A 15,127-nucleotide genomic window follows, 5' to 3' on the forward strand; every position below is an offset into this window, starting at 1 on the left:
CGTATAGGTTGGCCGGGTTTTTATGGTCTTCGTCCAAAAACTTTAAATGCTCCCGCCCCCTTTTTCAACCCATGTTCGGTGGTTGTTTTTGGCCTTGGTGAAGCCCTCCTCTTCTGCACCGCCTTAGTCTTGAGTTTCGTTTCCACTGGAAATGGAGGTGTTTTGAATGGACGAATTTAAGGTTACCCCATGGGACGTTGAGGGTCTGGTGGACTACGACAGGCTGATAGAGGAGTTCGGAACGAGCCCGCTGACCGATGAACTGCTGGAGAAGACCGCAAGGCTCACGAAGAGCGAACTGCCGATATTCTTCAGGAGGAGGTTCTTCTTCTCCCACAGGGACTATGATAAAATCCTTGCCGACTACGAGAGCGGAAGGGGCTTCTTCCTGTACACGGGGAGGGGCCCGAGCGGGCCGATGCACATAGGTCACATAATCCCGTTCTACGCGACCAAGTGGCTCCAGGAGAAGTTTGGCGTCAACCTCTACATACAGATAACCGATGACGAGAAGTTCCTCTTCAAGAACCTCACCCTGGACGAGACAAAGAGATGGGCCTACGAGAACATACTCGACATCATAGCGGTCGGCTTCGACCCCGACAGGACCTTCATCTTCCAGGACAGCGAGTTCACGAAGATTTACGAGATGGCCCTTCCGATAGCCAAGAAGATAAACTTCTCGATGGCTAGAGCAGTTTTTGGCTTCACCGACCAGAGCAAGATTGGAATGATTTTCTACCCTGCCATACAGGCCGCACCGACCTTCTTCGAGAAGAAGCGCTGTTTAATTCCAGCAGCAATTGACCAGGACCCCTACTGGAGGCTCCAGAGGGACTTCGCCGAGAGCCTCGGCTACTACAAGACCGCTGCTTTGCACTCGAAGTTCGTCCCGCCGCTGACGGGCCTTGAGGGGAAGATGAGCGCCAGCAAGCCGGAAACTGCCGTTTACCTCACCGATGACCCTGAGGAAGCTGGAAAGAAAATCTGGAAGTTCGCCTTAACGGGCGGTCAGCCGACGCTCAAAGAGCAGAGGGAGAAGGGCGGAAACCCGGAGAAGTGCGTCGTCTTCAAATGGCTTGAAATCTTCTTCGAGGAGGACGACAAGAAGCTGATGGAGCGCTATCACGCGTGTAAAGCTGGAGAGCTTACCTGCGGTGAGTGCAAGCGCTACCTCATCAAGAAGGTGCAGGAGTTCCTGAAGGAGCACCAGAAGAAGCGCAAGGAGGCCGAGAAGAAGGTCGAGAAGTTCAAGTACACCGGCGAGCTGGCAAGGGACCAGTGGGATAAGGCGATTCCTGAGCCGTTAAAGAACTGAAATCAGGGGCGGCCGGGGAGGCCGTTCCTTAATTTTCTAAGTTCTTGATAAACCTTCCTCGCGAGTTCCACCTCCTCGCGGGTTCTTTCCATTATGGCCTGATATTCCCCTGCATCGTATAGTTCCCACACGGTTGTGCCGCTCGGTTTTCTTCTTCCGTCTCCGAGGAGGTTCCGAACTGCCCAGTTCTGTGACACAGGGGCGAGCACTTTTCTGTTCCTGCTCTCGGGGAGTACAGGGGCGGAGGCGACGCTGAGGTCGAAGTGCCTGAGTTTAAAGTATGTGTCGTAGAGCCTCTCCAGCTCGGCTATTCCGTGAATTAGACTCCTGACAAAAAGCACGGGAATATCGAGGCGCGTTATCCCGAAGCCTACTGCCATCGGCTCCGTCAGCCCGGGGTCTTTGCCCAACAGTTCCCACCGTGTCCAGCTCTCCCTGAAGTAGAGGTATATTTTCTCCAAGAGATTCTTCTCCTGCTCCACGACGTCCTTACCTTCCATGTCCCATATCCAGAACTCCTCCTTCTTTTCCGGCTTCTCATCTATGGGGAAGTACCTCTGGAAGACGCCGCCCATGACGAAGCTTCCGTTCAGGTAGGGGTTGGCTCTTAATCCGGGCCCGTTCCGGTGTTCTCTGGGAACGTAGTATTCAATGTCAAAGAAAATAACGTGTGTAACCCCGCGTTTAAACCTCATGTTGAATCCTCCCCCGGTTGTAATGCCATCAAAAAAGTAAGGATATCAGAACCAGTTGCCAATATCAAAAATATCATCAACGTCTGTTCCTTCCTCTGATGCCAGCATTATTTCTTCGACAACCCAGTCCTCGAACTCGTCGTCATTGTTCTTCGAGTTCCTCGCGGCGGCGCTCATGGCCCTGGCCTTGAAGCCCTCGTCCGCCTTGACGGCCCTTCCGCTGTCCACTGCGCTCTGTATTCTCCTCGCGGCCTCCCATGTCATGGGTTTGGAACCCTTCTTGCCCATGGTATCACCTCCGAAAACTGTCAATACTTATTTCGCAGTTTACTTTATAAGGGGGTATTCTCAAAAAGAAACACTTTTTTGTGAATACCTACTAACCATAACGGGGGCCTATATGGGGAGGTTAAAAGATACTGAGGAATTCACTGAGATTGCATACCGAATAATTGAACTTGCACAGGAGGGTAAAGAACTTACCGTGTATAACCTCTCAAAAGAACTTGGAAAACGACAAGAGTCTGTTCGAAGGGTCTTGAATGAGCTTGTGCGTTTGAAGGTTTTGGACGATCCTATTCCTGTGCAAAACTCGCAGGGAAGACAAAAGAAGCCCTATAAACTTCTTTGGGACCCTGAAAAAGCCAAGGCGATTATAGAGTGCTGGAAGGAGTTTTATTCTTTACAACAGAAGCTTAAATTTTTGAAACATCTTGCTGATTCTAAAGAGAATGAGCCTGAGCTTTCAGAGTTGTCATACAAGTTTTGCCCTTACATTGTTCTTATCGGAATTGATTGGATTGAGGGACTCTCGGGCTTTCTTGGGAAGTTTGATTGGAAAACTTTCCTGGACAAGGCTATTCCTCTCTACTGGGCGGTGTTTTCGCTAAGGCACGATAAAAAACTCAGAATGCTGAATGAAGGGTACGCCGGTGGAAATTTCTTTATTGTCGCGGGCAAAAATTCATGCATATTCTTTGAAGAAGCCCGGTGGGTTGAGTATGTGTCTCGCAGAAAGGCCAAAATGGAGATTGAAAATAAGCTTTTGGAGATGTTCTATGGAGGGAATGACTTTCACTGTTTAAGCGTTCACTATGGAGACAGTGCAGGAACGCTTTCAAATTACATCTTTGGAGTTAGGTATTTTATTGGGGATTCACGTCTTGTTATCTTTGATTTCTCTCCAAATCCCTTTCTGAAAGGAACTGATGATAACGAAGTTATGAGGGCCTTTGAACTTTTGCTTGAATATCTGCAGGAAAAATATCCTGAAGTAAAGTCTGTTCAAGTTAGGTCAGTGTCCCGCGTTATGGAGAATTTTTTAGCCTCCCTTGGATTTGAGGAACGGAAAGAGCTGTATCTATATACAAAAACTGAAAAGTTGCCCGGCAGTTCAAGGTTTATCATTGAACTCTCTAAGAATCCTCCTTCTGTAAGTGAAATGGAATGGGTAGTAAGAATTTTTGAAAAAAGGCTTTAAGTTCTTGTTAGTGCTTAAAGCTTATGCCTAGCCTCGTGGTTAAGTTCAGGAGGGTACAGGAGGACATTACAAGAGGTAAGAGACAATCCTCAACCGTTGAGAGGCTGAACAAATTCAGCAGGTAACTCTCTCGTCTCCCGTTCGTTTCTTTCTCTTTAGCTCCCGAACTTTTCTGTGCCAGCTTTAAGGAGATATTAGGAAAAGTACTTAACCCGCCCTTGCCAATGGTGGTTGGGTGAAAACATGAATCAGATATGGGGAGTTGTTATGGCCGCGGTGGGCCTTTTCATGCTGGTTTCTGGCGTTACCCGGAGCAACTTCGTCGTTTACAGGCTCCTGGTTGCGCGCTCCAAGATGTTCTGGGGCGAAAACGTGCACCGGTTCTACCAGGCCGTGGGGACGGTTCTAATCGTTCTAGGGGTTCTGGCGGCACTTGGTGTCATTTGGTGACTGCATGCTGTCCTCGATAGCGGTTCAAGTGACTTTATTCAGACCCCCGCGAAAGTACCATCATAGTTATATTCCGCAGGAACGTTTTCTAAACAGGTGGTCGCCGTGAAGTCCACGAAAAAACGTTCGGTGATGGCGTGGCTTGAAGAGTACTGGCCGATCTCGACGCCCTTTCTCGCAGTATACATAACGGTTGTGCTGGTTCTGTTCGTCCTCAAAGAGAACTTCGCCCTCTTCCTCATCTGGCTGCAGACGCCGGTCTACTGGGTGCACCAGTTCGAGGAATACATCTGCCCCGGCGGCTTCGTGGAGTTCTTCAACAGGAAAGTCCTGGGCTCAAAGCGGGAGGACTGGCCGCTCACAAAAACACACGCCCTTTGGATCAACGTTCCGATAATCTTCGTCGCGTTCCCGCTCTCGGCCATACTTGCGAGTCTTATTGATATTTCACTCGGAATATGGACGGCCTATTTCTCAATCCTAAACGCCCTCTCGCACGTGGGCATGTTCTTCAGGCACGGCTACAATCCGGGCCTCGTGGCGAGCGCGCTGCTCAACATACCCGTTGGCGCTTACACGGTTTACTACTTCGCCACCAGCCACCCGCTCTCGCTCGGTGCACATATCGCTGGCTTTCTCGTCGCTCTGGCAATCCAGGGAGCGCTGATGGTCTGGGGACTGAAGTTCATGAGGGGGAAGGCAGGGCAGCCCTCCTGAGTGCTTCTGCGGCCTTTATATTTTTCTTTCGAAAGCCTCGCCCTTCAGGGCAGGGAGGAGGTCAGGCCGGAGTGGCTTTCCGGCCCTGTACTCTGTAGGTGTTCATGTATCCATTCGACCAATAAAGAAATTCCTTGAAAATTTTTTCATGCTCTGCTGTTCTTTGTTGTTCATTTCTCTTTACTCCAGTTCATTTTGGCATATTATAGAGGCCTCAGGCCTGTGTTTTTTGCGGGAAAAGGGATATTAGCTCCGAAAAGCCTTCATTCTAATGGGGGTGGTCTTATGAAAAGGAGTGAAGCCCTCGCAGTTTTAATTGGGACTCAAATAGGGGCCGGTGTCCTCGGATTACCTTACGCGGCCAAGGAAGTAGGCCTAATCCCCGCAGTCCTCGTGCTCGTTGGGGTAATGCTCCTCATGCTCTTCACGGCCAGAATCGTCCTGTACTTCTCGGCAAGGATGGGCGGCGCCCAGCTGAGCACAATGGCCAGAAAGATGCTCGGGCCCGGCGGCGGCCTCATAATGTTTGCGAGCGTGACTTTCATGAGCTTCGGGGCCCTCCTCGCGTACATCGCGGGAATGGGGGACGTGTTCGCGGCCCTCTTTGGGGTGAGCCCTAAAGTAGGCGCCCTAATCTTCTGGGTTCTCGCGTCCATAGTGATATACCTCGGCCTTGAAGCGAGCGGAAAGAGCGAGCTTGCCATGAGCCTTGTGATGCTCGCCCTCTTCCTGGCCGTTGGAGTGATGCTCCTCCCGAAGGGAAGGCTTGAGAACGCGCTGTACTCGGACACTTCAACCCTCTGGAAGATTATCGGAGTCTCAATATTCGCCCTCGGCTGCCACTCTGTCATTCCAGACGTTTACAAGGGGCTCGGAAGCTACGAGGAGACCAAGAAGCTACTCACGTGGGCCTTTGTTATACCAACCGCAATCTACACCCTCTTCATGGCGTCGTTCCTGCTCGTCTTCGGAAGGGACACGCCCCAGATAGCCACCCAGGCCCTTGAGAGCCTCTTCGGCAGGACTGGCTTCCTCGTTGGAAACCTTATTCCGCTCTTCGCTATAACCACGAGCTACATAGGAATCGGCCTCGCCCAGCTCAGCAACATGGAGGAGTACCTGAAACTGGACAGAAAGCTTGCGTGGGCGATAACGGTCGTCCCGCCGCTGGCGGTTTACCTCTCCGGAGTCGGGGACTTCGTGAGCGTCCTGGGGCTTGCAGGAGACACCGGCGACCTCATGGCGTTCATAGTGCTGCCCCTCGTCCTCTATATAACCTACAAGCTCGGCTTTGCGACCGTCGAGGGAGAGGCCGAAGCTGGGTGAACTTTCTCCCTTTATTTTTTCGGAAAGGTTTAATTCCAGTTCCGTGATTGAGGTGTAGGTGGTATCATGGTCAGGCTTCCCTACATGGACGGCTTCTACGAGCTACGCCCGAGCAAGATTGTGGCTTTAGCTAAGAACTACGCCGAGCACGCAAAGGAGATGGAGAGTGACGTCCCGGAAAGGCCGGTTTTCTTTCTTAAACCGCCGAGTGCTCTAATCGGTCCCGGAGAACCGATAATCCTGCCGAGGATTAGCAGGCGCGTTGACCACGAGGTTGAGCTGGCCGTCATAATAGGAAAGCGCGCCAGGCGCGTGCCGGCTGAAAAGGCAATGGACTACGTGATGGGCTACACGATACTGCTAGATATAACTGCCAGAGACCTTCAGGCCGAGGCGAGGAAGAAGGGCCTCCCCTGGACGGTGGCGAAGGGCTTCGACACTTTCGCACCCGTCGGGCCGAGGATTGTGGACAGGCGAGAGCTGAAGATAGACGACCTTGAAATCGGCCTCAAGGTGAACGGCCAGGTTAGACAGCTCGGGCGGACGAGCGAGATGGTCTTCAAGGTTCCGGAGCTGATAGAGTACATAAGCTCGATAATGACGCTTGAGCCCGGCGACATCATAGCGACGGGGACTCCGGCCGGCGTCGGCCCGCTGAGGCACGGGGACAAAATAGAGGCGTGGGTAGAGGGCATCGGAAAGGTCGAGTTCGACGTTCTGGCGGAGAACTCGATACTGTGCTGATGGGTTTTTCTCTTTAGACTTAACAATTCTTTTAAGGCCGGGAGAAACCTTTCCTGCCGGGAAAACAGGGAAAATGAAAGGCCGTCAAAAGGGCTCAAAGGCGCCTGATGCGCTCCTTGACGTCCTCTGCCTCGTACCTTTCGAGGAAGGCGCGCCACTCCTCCTCGATTTCTTCCATTCTCGTCTTCTTCCGCTTCCTCCCCGTCATGAGCTCGACCATGGAGGGGTTCAGTATCGCCGCGAACATATCCTTCACCGGTTGAATATATCATGACAAAAATATAAAGATTTTCGCAATAATCTATATAGTTATACTCGCCTGCCCTCGCGAATATATATCACCCTCGCGCCTATCTCCTTGGAGTGGTCGCTTATCCGTTCGAGGTGGCGCATTATCAGCGCGTCCGCGGCCTTCTCCGGGCTCTCGTTCAGGGCCTCGAGGGAGAGCAGGTAGTACTTGTCAATCTGTCTGTCTATCTCGAGGAGCCTGCCGACGAGGGTCTCGTCGAGTTCCCTGAACGCGTCAACCGAGAGCCTGACGGCCTCCTCGGTTAAGGGAAAGGCCTTTCTCGACAGCTCCACTGAACCCTTGACAATCCTCGTCGTCCTCTCTATTTCCATAGCATACCTCGAAATCCTGTAGAGGTCGTAGGAGACGTCTATGGCGCTCTGGATGAAGCGCAGGTCGCTCGCAACCGGCGAGTAGCGGACGAGGAGTTCTGTGGCTAGCTCAAGGACGTCTGCCCTTATTATGTGGAGCCTGCTAGATATTTCCTCAGTCGAGTCGAAGTCGCCTTCTATGCTCCTCCTCGCCGACTCGAGGGCCTCCATCGAGCCGTTCGCCATCTCCCTAATCATCTTCTTCATCTGTTCAATCCCTATGTCGAGGAGCTTCCTCATGCTATCACCTCACGAGATGAAGAGTATCGGGGTCCTCTCGAGCCCCTTCGAGCCCTCAAGGTAGTAGAGGGCCGAACGGAGGATATCCTTGGTGTGGTTGTAGATGCCTTCGCAGTGCATCAGCATTCCCATGGCCGTCGGGCTCTCCGTCTTCACGTTCTCATTCCAGAAGTCCTCGAAGGACGACTCGAGGAAGGGGAGCTCCTCCACCGGGTATGGCCTGCCACGGGTTAGGGCCTCCAGCCCGATGGTCAGCCACGGTCTGATGAGGTTCATTCCCCCGACGGCCACGTCCCGGGCGCACTCGGGGCTGCCTATGAAGAGCAGCGCCTCCATGCGCGAGAGGTGCCTCGCTATCCTGTAGAGGTCGTAGGATGAGTCGAGGGCCGAGCGGACGAAGCGCAACTCCCTCGCGAGGGGCTGGTAGCGGAGGAGTATCTCTATGAGCACGTCGTTGAGCTTCATCCTCAGGTCCACCGCCTCCCAGAAGAGCTCCTCGACTTCGCCGGGCTCGTTTTCCTTGGCTTCCCTTTCGAGGGTCTCCATGGCGGTCAGTACCGTTCCCCCGAGCTCCTCTAAAAGGTTCCGGGCCTTCTCCATCGCCTTCCACTTCATCCCAGCGCCCCCGTCACGTACTTCTCGGTCAGCTCGTGCTCCGGGTTCTCGAAGACCTTCCTCGTCGGGCCCACCTCTATCAGCTTCCCGAGGTAGAGGAACGCCACCCAGTCCGAGACGCGCGCCGCCTGGGCCGGGGAGTGGGTGACGAGGACTATGGTGTACTCCTCCTTCAGCTCGAACAGGAGCTCCTCAATCTTCGCTGTTCCAACGGGGTCTATGTTCGCGGTCGGCTCGTCCATCAGGAGGATTCTCGGCCTCATCGCGAGGGCCCGCGCTATGACGAGCCTCTGCCTCTGGCCGCCGGACAGGTTGGAGGGGTAGTCGTCGAGCCTGTCCTTGACCTCGTCCCAGAGGGCCGCCTTCTTCAGCGCCCACTCGACCCTCTTCGGTATCTCATCCTTCGGGAGCAGGTTGTTCAACTTCAGCCCGAGGGCCACGTTCTCGTAAATCGTCAGGTGAGGGAAGGGGTTCGGGTACTGAAAGACCATCCCCACCTGCCTCCTGACCTCTATCGGGTCAACATCGGGGGAGTAGATGTTCCTCCCGAAGAGCCTGACCTCCCCCTCGACCCTCGCGCTCTCATTGAGCTCTATCAGCCTGTTGAACGTCCTCAGCATCGTTGATTTTCCGCAGCCGCTCGGCCCCATGAGCGCGAAGACGCCCTTCTCGGGAATATGGAGGTCAACGCCCTTGATAACGTGGTTTGAGCCGTAGTAGACGTTCAGGTTCTTCGTCTCAATCGCGTGGTTCACAGTTTCACCTCCCTCAGGCTGAGCCTTATGGGGACGAATATCCCGAGGAAAATCAGCAGGAGGACGAGCGAGGCCCCCCACGCCGTCAGGTGGTCGGCCTTACTCGGGCTCTGGACGAGCTGGTAGATGAGGAGGGGGATGGCCCCCACGGGCTTCGTCACGGAGTGGGGGTAGCTCTCGTAGAGCCCGCCGGCGGTGAAGAGGAGCGGTGCCGTCTCTCCGGCAACCTTGGCGAGGCCTATGAGGACTCCGGTCAGGACTCCGCGCTTTGCCATCGGCGCTAAGACCCGGAAGAGGACCTTCGCCCTCGTGAGTCCGAGGGAGAAGGCCGCCTCGCGGTAGGTGAATGGTATCTCGCGCATGGCCTCGTGGGTGTAGACTGCCACGTAGGGCGTGAGGATTATCGCGAGGGCCAGCGCGCCGGCTATGGCAGAGTAGGTCCCCATCGGGACCACTAAGACCTGCATCACAAAGACCCCTACGAGTATCGTCGGGAATTCGAGCATTATCTGGAGGAGCGTCTTCGTCCACCTGCCTATGGTGCTGTTCGGGAACTCGTAGGCGTAGAGGCCGACGAGGAAGGCAACCGGAAGCCCGAGGAGGGCCGAGAGGAAGGTCAGCAGGAAGGTTCCGGCCACGGCCGGCCCAATTCCGCCCTCGGAGAGCGTCCCAGTGATGAACTTCCCCCCGCGCTCCGCTATGACGGGCAGGCCCTTCGCGGTTACCGTGAGGATGATGTGGAAGAGAGGCAGGATTGCGAGGAAGGTTAAGGCTCCAACGCAGGCCAAAAAGACCTTCTCCTTCAGCTTTCTTGCGTTAAGCCTTGACATTCTCCTCCCACCTCCCCAGAATCCTGAGGCCGAGCAGGTTCACGGCGAGGCCTATCGCGAAGAGCGCAAGTCCAGCGGCGTAGAGGGCCGGCGTCATGTACTCGTAGATGAACGCGTTGCCGAACTGGTTCGCTATGAGCGACGAAACGGTGTAACCGGGAGCGAAGAGTTCCCAAGTCATGTTGAATGTGTTGCCTATAACCAGGGACACCGCGACGGTCTCTCCTATCGCCCTCCCGAAGGCGAGTATCGTCCCTGAAACTATTGCGGGCCTTATGTAGCCGAGGAGGAGCCTCGTCGCCTCGAACCTCGTCGCGCCGAGCGCGTAGACCGCCTCGCGGTAGGTGAAGGGGACCATCGAGTAGGCCCCCCTGATTATGGCCGAGGCGAAGGGTGTAATCATAATCGCGAGCAGTACGCCGGCCGAGAAGTAGCTGTAGCCGGTCGTCGGCGGGTAGGAGAAGAGCGGGATAAAGGAGAGGTGCTCGTGAAGGGGCTTCATGACGTGCTCCCTGAGGAACGGGACGAGGACGAGGGCCCCCCAGAGGCCGTAGATTATCGTCGGGAGCCCGGCCATTATGTCGGAGATGATGATGAGGGGGTTCTTGAGCCACTTGGGTGCGTAATCAACGACGAAGATGGAATAAGAAATCGAAAGCGGGAGCGCGAGCGCTATTGCAATCAGCGAGGTGTAGATGCTCCCCCATATGGCAGCGGCGACGCCGTAGATCTCGTCTTCCGGGTTCTCGGCGGCTATCCACACGTTCTTCAGGTAGACGTCAATTCCGAAGCGGTGGAAGGCCGGCACGGCGTGGGTGAAGTAGACGAACAGCATGCCGGCGAAGAGGATAAAAACCGCGAGGACAGCTGGAAACGTCATCGCCTTAAAGGCATCCCCCATACGGCCACCCCCTTAACCTCGACCTTTTTGAGGGACTTGACGAAATCTATCGCCTCGAAGACGCTCTCGGGCCTTGAATAGCGCCTGATTTCGAGAACCGCATATTCCGGCTCGACGGCCTCGATGAGCCGCCCTATGTAGTTCTTCCCTATCATCCCCTCCTCCGGTGGGAGGTGCTCGTCCATAATCCCGTTGTTGTCGTGGACGTGAATTTCCTCAGCCTCCAGCAGGGCGAACTCGTCCATTGGAACGCCGTACTTCATGGCCGTTAGGAAGGCGTGACCGACGTCGAGGCATATCCCGACGTTCTCCTCCACGAAGGGCAGCAGCTCATGGGGAAAGGCCCCTATCCTGCCGTCCGTGAGGTTCTCGATGAGGAACTTGACCCCGTAGTCCTCGGCTATGGCCGAGATCTCCATAAGCTGTCTCCTCGTGTTCGCGAATGCCCTGTGGTAGCTCCCCCTTATATCTCCCCCATGAACGACCACAACATTGGCGTCGAGGGCGCTTGCAATCTTGAGGACGCGCTCCATCGTCACGATGTTCATCCTGCTGTAGCGGCCGAGGTCGACGCTGACGTTCCTCCCGTCTGAGGTTGGTGCATGCAGGGTGAACTCCGTCCCGAGGCCGGCGAGGTCCTTTAGGATGCTCCAGTTTATTCCTTCCTCTGTGAGAACCTCGACGTCATCAAAGCCGAGCTCCAAGACTTCAACGCCCAGCTCCTCAAGGGAAAAGCCCCTTCCGCTGACCTCTTGAACTATGCAGGTGTTTACGCCGACTTTCATGGCCACCACCAAAAAAGAGGGAAAGTCAAGCTTCCTGGAGAATCAACATGACGTCATTTAAGTCAACCATGCCGTTGTTGTCTATATCGACTCTCTTTTCAATTTCATTATCCACTTTTTCTCCGAGAAACATCATGAGCGTAACGTAGGCATCCTTCTCATCAACCCTGTAATCACCGGTTATGTCTCCCTTAACACTGCTCACGCTTGAAATGGTAACTGGAATATTCCTCCTTCCAAAGAGCATTAACTTTGCAACTAATCTTGCTGTATCCACATGGTGTAAGAAACCTCTGAAGTTCTCTGCCCCGGGACCGTAAGCTAAGAGCGGAACTGGAACTCCTGTATGCTCATAGGAGGTGAATCCAACACCAATACGCCTGTTTATAACATCGGCTACTGCATTTGAGAGGGCATACTTGTTTGTCGAGTGCAGCGCATTCTCAATATACTTGACTTCTTCCTCTGTTGGGACAAATCCGGCATACCTTTTGAGGACCTCTTTTACACTACTCCCTGCCTTAACCTCTTTGGCCATCCTCAACGTGCTTGCTTTTATTTTTCTTATGGCATCTTCATCGATTGCATTTCCATACGTTAGACCTATTGCAAGACCTCCAGTTTCGTGATCGGCAAGCACTATTACCAAGGTATCTCCCCTCTTCTTCGCATATTCCAGCACGTATCTGACAACATCGTCAAACTCCTTAGTTTCTGCAACAACCGATGCGACATCGTTTCCATGGGCTGCATGGTCAATCCTTCCGCCCTCAACCATGAGAAAGAATCCGCTCGGGTTCTTCTCGAGTATTGAAATTGCCTTTTTGGCCATTTCTAAAAGTCCAACATCATCGGGTTTTCTATCCAATACGTAAGGGATGTGACTTTCTGCAAAGAGTCCTAGGACATAATCTCCTTCAACTTTTTCAAGCTCTTCCTTCGTGAAAACTACTTTGTATCCCTGCTTTTTGGCCAGCTCCAAATTTTTCTCATCGAATTTCTCCCTTCCACCACCCAACAAGACGTTAACTTTGTGCATTATGAGTTGCTTTGCTATCTCCCCCTCCATATCCCTATCTGGGACATGGGACGCAAAAACTGCTGGAGTTGCATGGGTAATCCTTGTAGTGGTGACCAGTCCTGTTGACTTCCCAAGCTCTTGAGCCACTTCAAGTAGGGTTGTTAAGTTAACTATCTTTCCGGTTATGTTGGTTACTGAAATCATACCATTATACGTTTTAGCTCCAGTGGATATTGCAGTTCCTGCCGCAGCAGAATCTGTAACTTCACCACTTAGGGAATCAGTAAGCTCAAATCCAGTAACTGGAAAGTTTTCCATGTTTAAGTGTCCATAAACGAGCTTTGTAATTTCTACATGCCCAAGACCCATGCCGTCTCCAACCAGGATTATGATGTTTTTGACACCGCCGTGTGGGGAGTATGCAAAGCTTGGCTGGAATGAAATCAGGCTCAAAATTAAAAGACCCAACAACAGACCGCTAACAAGAGACTTTCCTTTCATTTTTTCACCCCCATTCTTTTTGCTTTTCGACAAAAGGGAAATGAAAAATCACCCCTCCTGTATCATATCAACGGCCTTGAGACCTATTTCGGCAACTTCTTTCGGTAGGCCTACATATCCTGGAGCGATGTATTCATTCTTCTGGCCCTCCGTGAGGACCCACTTCAGGAACTCCTTTATTGCCCTGGCCTTCTCGGGGCTGTAGTGCTTTCCTCCCTTGTTCTGCCAGACGAGGAGGTGGGTGAAGGCCACTATCGGGTAGGCGTTATCGCCGGGCGCGTTGAGGAGCCCCTTGAGGTCCTCCTTGTAGCCCTCGGTCGGGTCTGGGATGTAGGCCTTCACGGCCGAGACCGCTGCCTTGATGCTCTCATCGGTCGGCTTCACGAACTTCCCTGCCCGGTTCTTCAGGGCGACGACCTTGAGGTTATCCTCTATAGCAAAGGAGAGCTCGGTGTAGGCTATGCTGTACTTGGTGCTCTTGAGGGCCTGAACAACACCGGGGTTGCCCTTTCCGCCGATTCCCCTTCCCATCTTGTCCACCGGCCAGTTGACGAGCTTTCCTGCACCAACTTTCTCGGCAAACTCCCTGCTCACGAGGGTGAGGTAGGTGGTGAATATTGCCGTCGTTCCGCTCGCGTCGCTCCTGTGGACGACGATTATCTTCTCGTGCGGGAGTTTCGCGCTGGGATTGAGACCCTTTATGGCCTCATCGTCCCAGTATTCTATCTCGCCCATGAAGATCTTCGCAAGGGTTTCGCCATCGAGCCTGAGCTCATCGATACCGGGAACGTTGTAGACAACGACAACGGCGCCGACTATCTCCGGGAACTGGAGGGGCTGGTCTCCGGTTTCCAAGAACTTCTTCCACGTTGACTCCTTGACGGGTGGGTCAGTCCTCCCAATGTCGGTCAGGCCCTTTAGAAACGCCTCCTGCCCGTGGCCGCTTCCGCCACCTTCATACTCAATCTTAATGTCCGGGTGGGCCTTCATGTAGGCCTTAATCCACTTCTGAATCTGATACTGCGGGAAGGTCGCCCCCGTCGTGCGGAGGGTTATGGCCTTGATGTCGGCTTTAGCACCGGGTGACTGAGTCTGCTTCCCCTTCTCGGGGCTCGGCTTCGTGCTGCTCTTCTCTTCCGAGCCTATACACCCGCTCGACAGGACGGCAATCCCGAGGAGGAACACCAGCAACAGTGCCGCGAGCCGTTTCATTGGTTTCACCGACTGGGGAATAACGATATGAAATATAAAGATTGTCGCAATAAAACATAGTGCCACACAAAAACTATATAGATGTATAATCTATAGGGCTGTTGGTAGGCTACTTCTTGTCCACCAGCTTCACCGAAATCCACTGCATGCCATTCTCCTCGTTTTTGACGACGAGGACGTAGTCCCCTTTGGGGATTTTGACGTCCTTGAGCTCGACGCTCTTCACGTGCTCCCAGGCCCGGTAGTAGTCGAAGGGCTCGCCGTCCTTGAGCTTTTTGAAATCGTCCTTCGTGATGATGTAGACGCTTATCTCTCCGTCCGCCCTCACGTAGCCGTTTAAAGTTGAATCCCCCAAGAGTCCGTACTCTTTATAGTCGTTGAGATTGGTCTTCCACTGATAGGTAATAGTGCAATAGTGGGTTACTAAGTAGTACGTTCCGGCACTTATCGCCACGACCAGCCCGATGGTCAGCAGGATTATGGAGACCTTCTTCATATGACCACCCAATGGAGTATAATACCACATGCTTATAAGTTTTGTTTGCTGTGGTTCTGGCGTTGGTTGTCTTCACAACTGTCCTTGGGGTCCTAATCTTTGTTCGGCCCTTTGATTTGTTCTCCTCAACTTCTTTTGAAACTGCTGATGTTATGGGTAATTGTTCACATCCCTCTACTACTTTTCTAAATTTTTTCGAGTGGTTGATGTCGTAATGTGCGCTGGTGTTCATTTGTTCATTCTGTTGATGTGTTTTTATCCATGTTGGAACTTAAAAAGGCAAAAAGGCCTCTTTTGACCCATTAAAGGTTTTATCGTGGCTTTCTTGACTTTTACAGGTCTAAAAAACTTTAAATTTCGTAACGGGGCAACATTATCGGT

The 15,127-nt window shown here is 53.2% G+C and carries 18 protein-coding genes; 6 read left to right on the forward strand and 12 right to left on the reverse strand.

The window, feature by feature from the left end; genetic code table 11:
• The first annotated feature begins 166 nt into the window (after window positions 1-166).
• Entirely contained in the window at window positions 167-1,318 is a 1,152-nt protein-coding gene (locus TEU_RS02435; protein ID WP_050002274.1) for a tryptophan--tRNA ligase, read from the forward strand.
• A 2-nt stretch (window positions 1,319-1,320) separates the two neighbouring features.
• On the opposite strand, the gene TEU_RS02440 is transcribed toward TEU_RS02435, so the two are convergent.
• Together TEU_RS02440 and TEU_RS02445 are read right to left on the reverse strand one after the other, a co-directional pair.
• Window positions 1,321-2,013 carry a 3'-5' exonuclease family protein gene (locus TEU_RS02440; RefSeq protein WP_050002275.1) on the reverse strand — a complete coding sequence of 231 codons (693 nt, stop codon included), beginning with the start codon at window positions 2,011-2,013 and terminating at the stop codon, window positions 1,321-1,323.
• Between the two features lie 45 nt (window positions 2,014-2,058).
• Window positions 2,059-2,301: a hypothetical protein gene (locus TEU_RS02445; protein WP_050002276.1), complete on the reverse strand. Its 243-nt coding sequence runs from the start codon at window positions 2,299-2,301 to the stop codon at window positions 2,059-2,061.
• Window positions 2,302-2,413: 112 nt separating this feature from the next.
• Between TEU_RS02445 and TEU_RS02450 the strand changes: the two genes are divergently transcribed.
• From TEU_RS02450 to TEU_RS02470, 5 genes are all read left to right on the forward strand, one after another.
• The gene (locus tag TEU_RS02450; RefSeq protein ID WP_050002277.1) at window positions 2,414-3,493 is read left to right on the forward strand and encodes a hypothetical protein; all 1,080 of its coding nucleotides are present in this window, start codon (window positions 2,414-2,416) and stop codon (window positions 3,491-3,493) included.
• 243 nt (window positions 3,494-3,736) lie between these two features.
• Window positions 3,737-3,943: a hypothetical protein gene (locus tag TEU_RS02455; RefSeq protein ID WP_050002278.1), complete on the forward strand. Its 207-nt coding sequence runs from the start codon at window positions 3,737-3,739 to the stop codon at window positions 3,941-3,943.
• Between the two features lie 132 nt (window positions 3,944-4,075).
• Window positions 4,076-4,660, forward strand: a complete 585-nt coding sequence (locus TEU_RS02460) for an HXXEE domain-containing protein (RefSeq protein ID WP_050002279.1) — start codon at window positions 4,076-4,078, stop codon at window positions 4,658-4,660.
• Window positions 4,661-4,945: 285 nt separating this feature from the next.
• Entirely contained in the window at window positions 4,946-5,986 is a 1,041-nt protein-coding gene (locus tag TEU_RS02465) for an aromatic amino acid transport family protein (RefSeq protein WP_050002280.1), read from the forward strand.
• Between the two features lie 66 nt (window positions 5,987-6,052).
• Window positions 6,053-6,730, forward strand: a complete 678-nt coding sequence (locus TEU_RS02470; protein WP_050002281.1) for a fumarylacetoacetate hydrolase family protein — start codon at window positions 6,053-6,055, stop codon at window positions 6,728-6,730.
• A gap of 94 nt (window positions 6,731-6,824) precedes the next feature.
• Here the strand turns inward: TEU_RS02470 and TEU_RS11700 are convergent, their stop codons facing one another.
• The 10 genes from TEU_RS11700 to TEU_RS02515 form a co-directional block, all read right to left on the reverse strand.
• On the reverse strand, window positions 6,825-6,986 hold the full coding sequence (locus TEU_RS11700) for a hypothetical protein (protein WP_158506631.1): 162 nt from the start codon (window positions 6,984-6,986) through the stop codon (window positions 6,825-6,827).
• A gap of 53 nt (window positions 6,987-7,039) precedes the next feature.
• A complete protein-coding gene (locus TEU_RS02475; RefSeq protein ID WP_050002282.1) occupies window positions 7,040-7,630 on the reverse strand; it encodes a phosphate signaling complex PhoU family protein in 591 nt (196 codons plus the stop codon).
• A 9-nt stretch (window positions 7,631-7,639) separates the two neighbouring features.
• A complete protein-coding gene (locus TEU_RS02480) occupies window positions 7,640-8,245 on the reverse strand; it encodes a PhoU domain-containing protein (protein ID WP_050002283.1) in 606 nt (201 codons plus the stop codon).
• Entirely contained in the window at window positions 8,242-9,000 is a 759-nt protein-coding gene (locus TEU_RS02485; RefSeq protein ID WP_050002284.1) for a phosphate ABC transporter ATP-binding protein, read from the reverse strand. Before TEU_RS02485 ends, TEU_RS02480 begins: the two co-directional genes overlap by 4 nt.
• On the reverse strand, window positions 8,997-9,830 hold the full coding sequence (pstA, locus tag TEU_RS02490; RefSeq protein ID WP_050002285.1) for a phosphate ABC transporter permease PstA: 834 nt from the start codon (window positions 9,828-9,830) through the stop codon (window positions 8,997-8,999). Before pstA ends, TEU_RS02485 begins: the two co-directional genes overlap by 4 nt.
• Window positions 9,817-10,731 (reverse strand): phosphate ABC transporter permease subunit PstC, encoded by a 915-nt coding sequence (gene pstC / locus TEU_RS02495; RefSeq protein WP_050002286.1) that lies wholly within the window; start codon window positions 10,729-10,731, stop codon window positions 9,817-9,819. Before pstC ends, pstA begins: the two co-directional genes overlap by 14 nt.
• Window positions 10,707-11,516, reverse strand: a complete 810-nt coding sequence (locus TEU_RS02500; protein WP_050002287.1) for a sugar phosphate isomerase/epimerase family protein — start codon at window positions 11,514-11,516, stop codon at window positions 10,707-10,709. Before TEU_RS02500 ends, pstC begins: the two co-directional genes overlap by 25 nt.
• 25 nt (window positions 11,517-11,541) lie before the next feature.
• Entirely contained in the window at window positions 11,542-13,038 is a 1,497-nt protein-coding gene (locus tag TEU_RS02505) for an alkaline phosphatase (protein ID WP_050002288.1), read from the reverse strand.
• Between the two features lie 48 nt (window positions 13,039-13,086).
• The gene (gene pstS / locus TEU_RS02510; RefSeq protein ID WP_050002289.1) at window positions 13,087-14,250 is read right to left on the reverse strand and encodes a phosphate ABC transporter substrate-binding protein PstS; all 1,164 of its coding nucleotides are present in this window, start codon (window positions 14,248-14,250) and stop codon (window positions 13,087-13,089) included.
• Window positions 14,251-14,359: 109 nt separating this feature from the next.
• On the reverse strand, window positions 14,360-14,746 hold the full coding sequence (locus tag TEU_RS02515) for a hypothetical protein (RefSeq protein ID WP_050002290.1): 387 nt from the start codon (window positions 14,744-14,746) through the stop codon (window positions 14,360-14,362).
• Window positions 14,747-15,127: the final 381 nt, after the last annotated feature.

This window comes from Thermococcus eurythermalis (genome assembly GCF_000769655.1).
Taxonomy (GTDB): domain Archaea; phylum Methanobacteriota_B; class Thermococci; order Thermococcales; family Thermococcaceae; genus Thermococcus; species Thermococcus eurythermalis.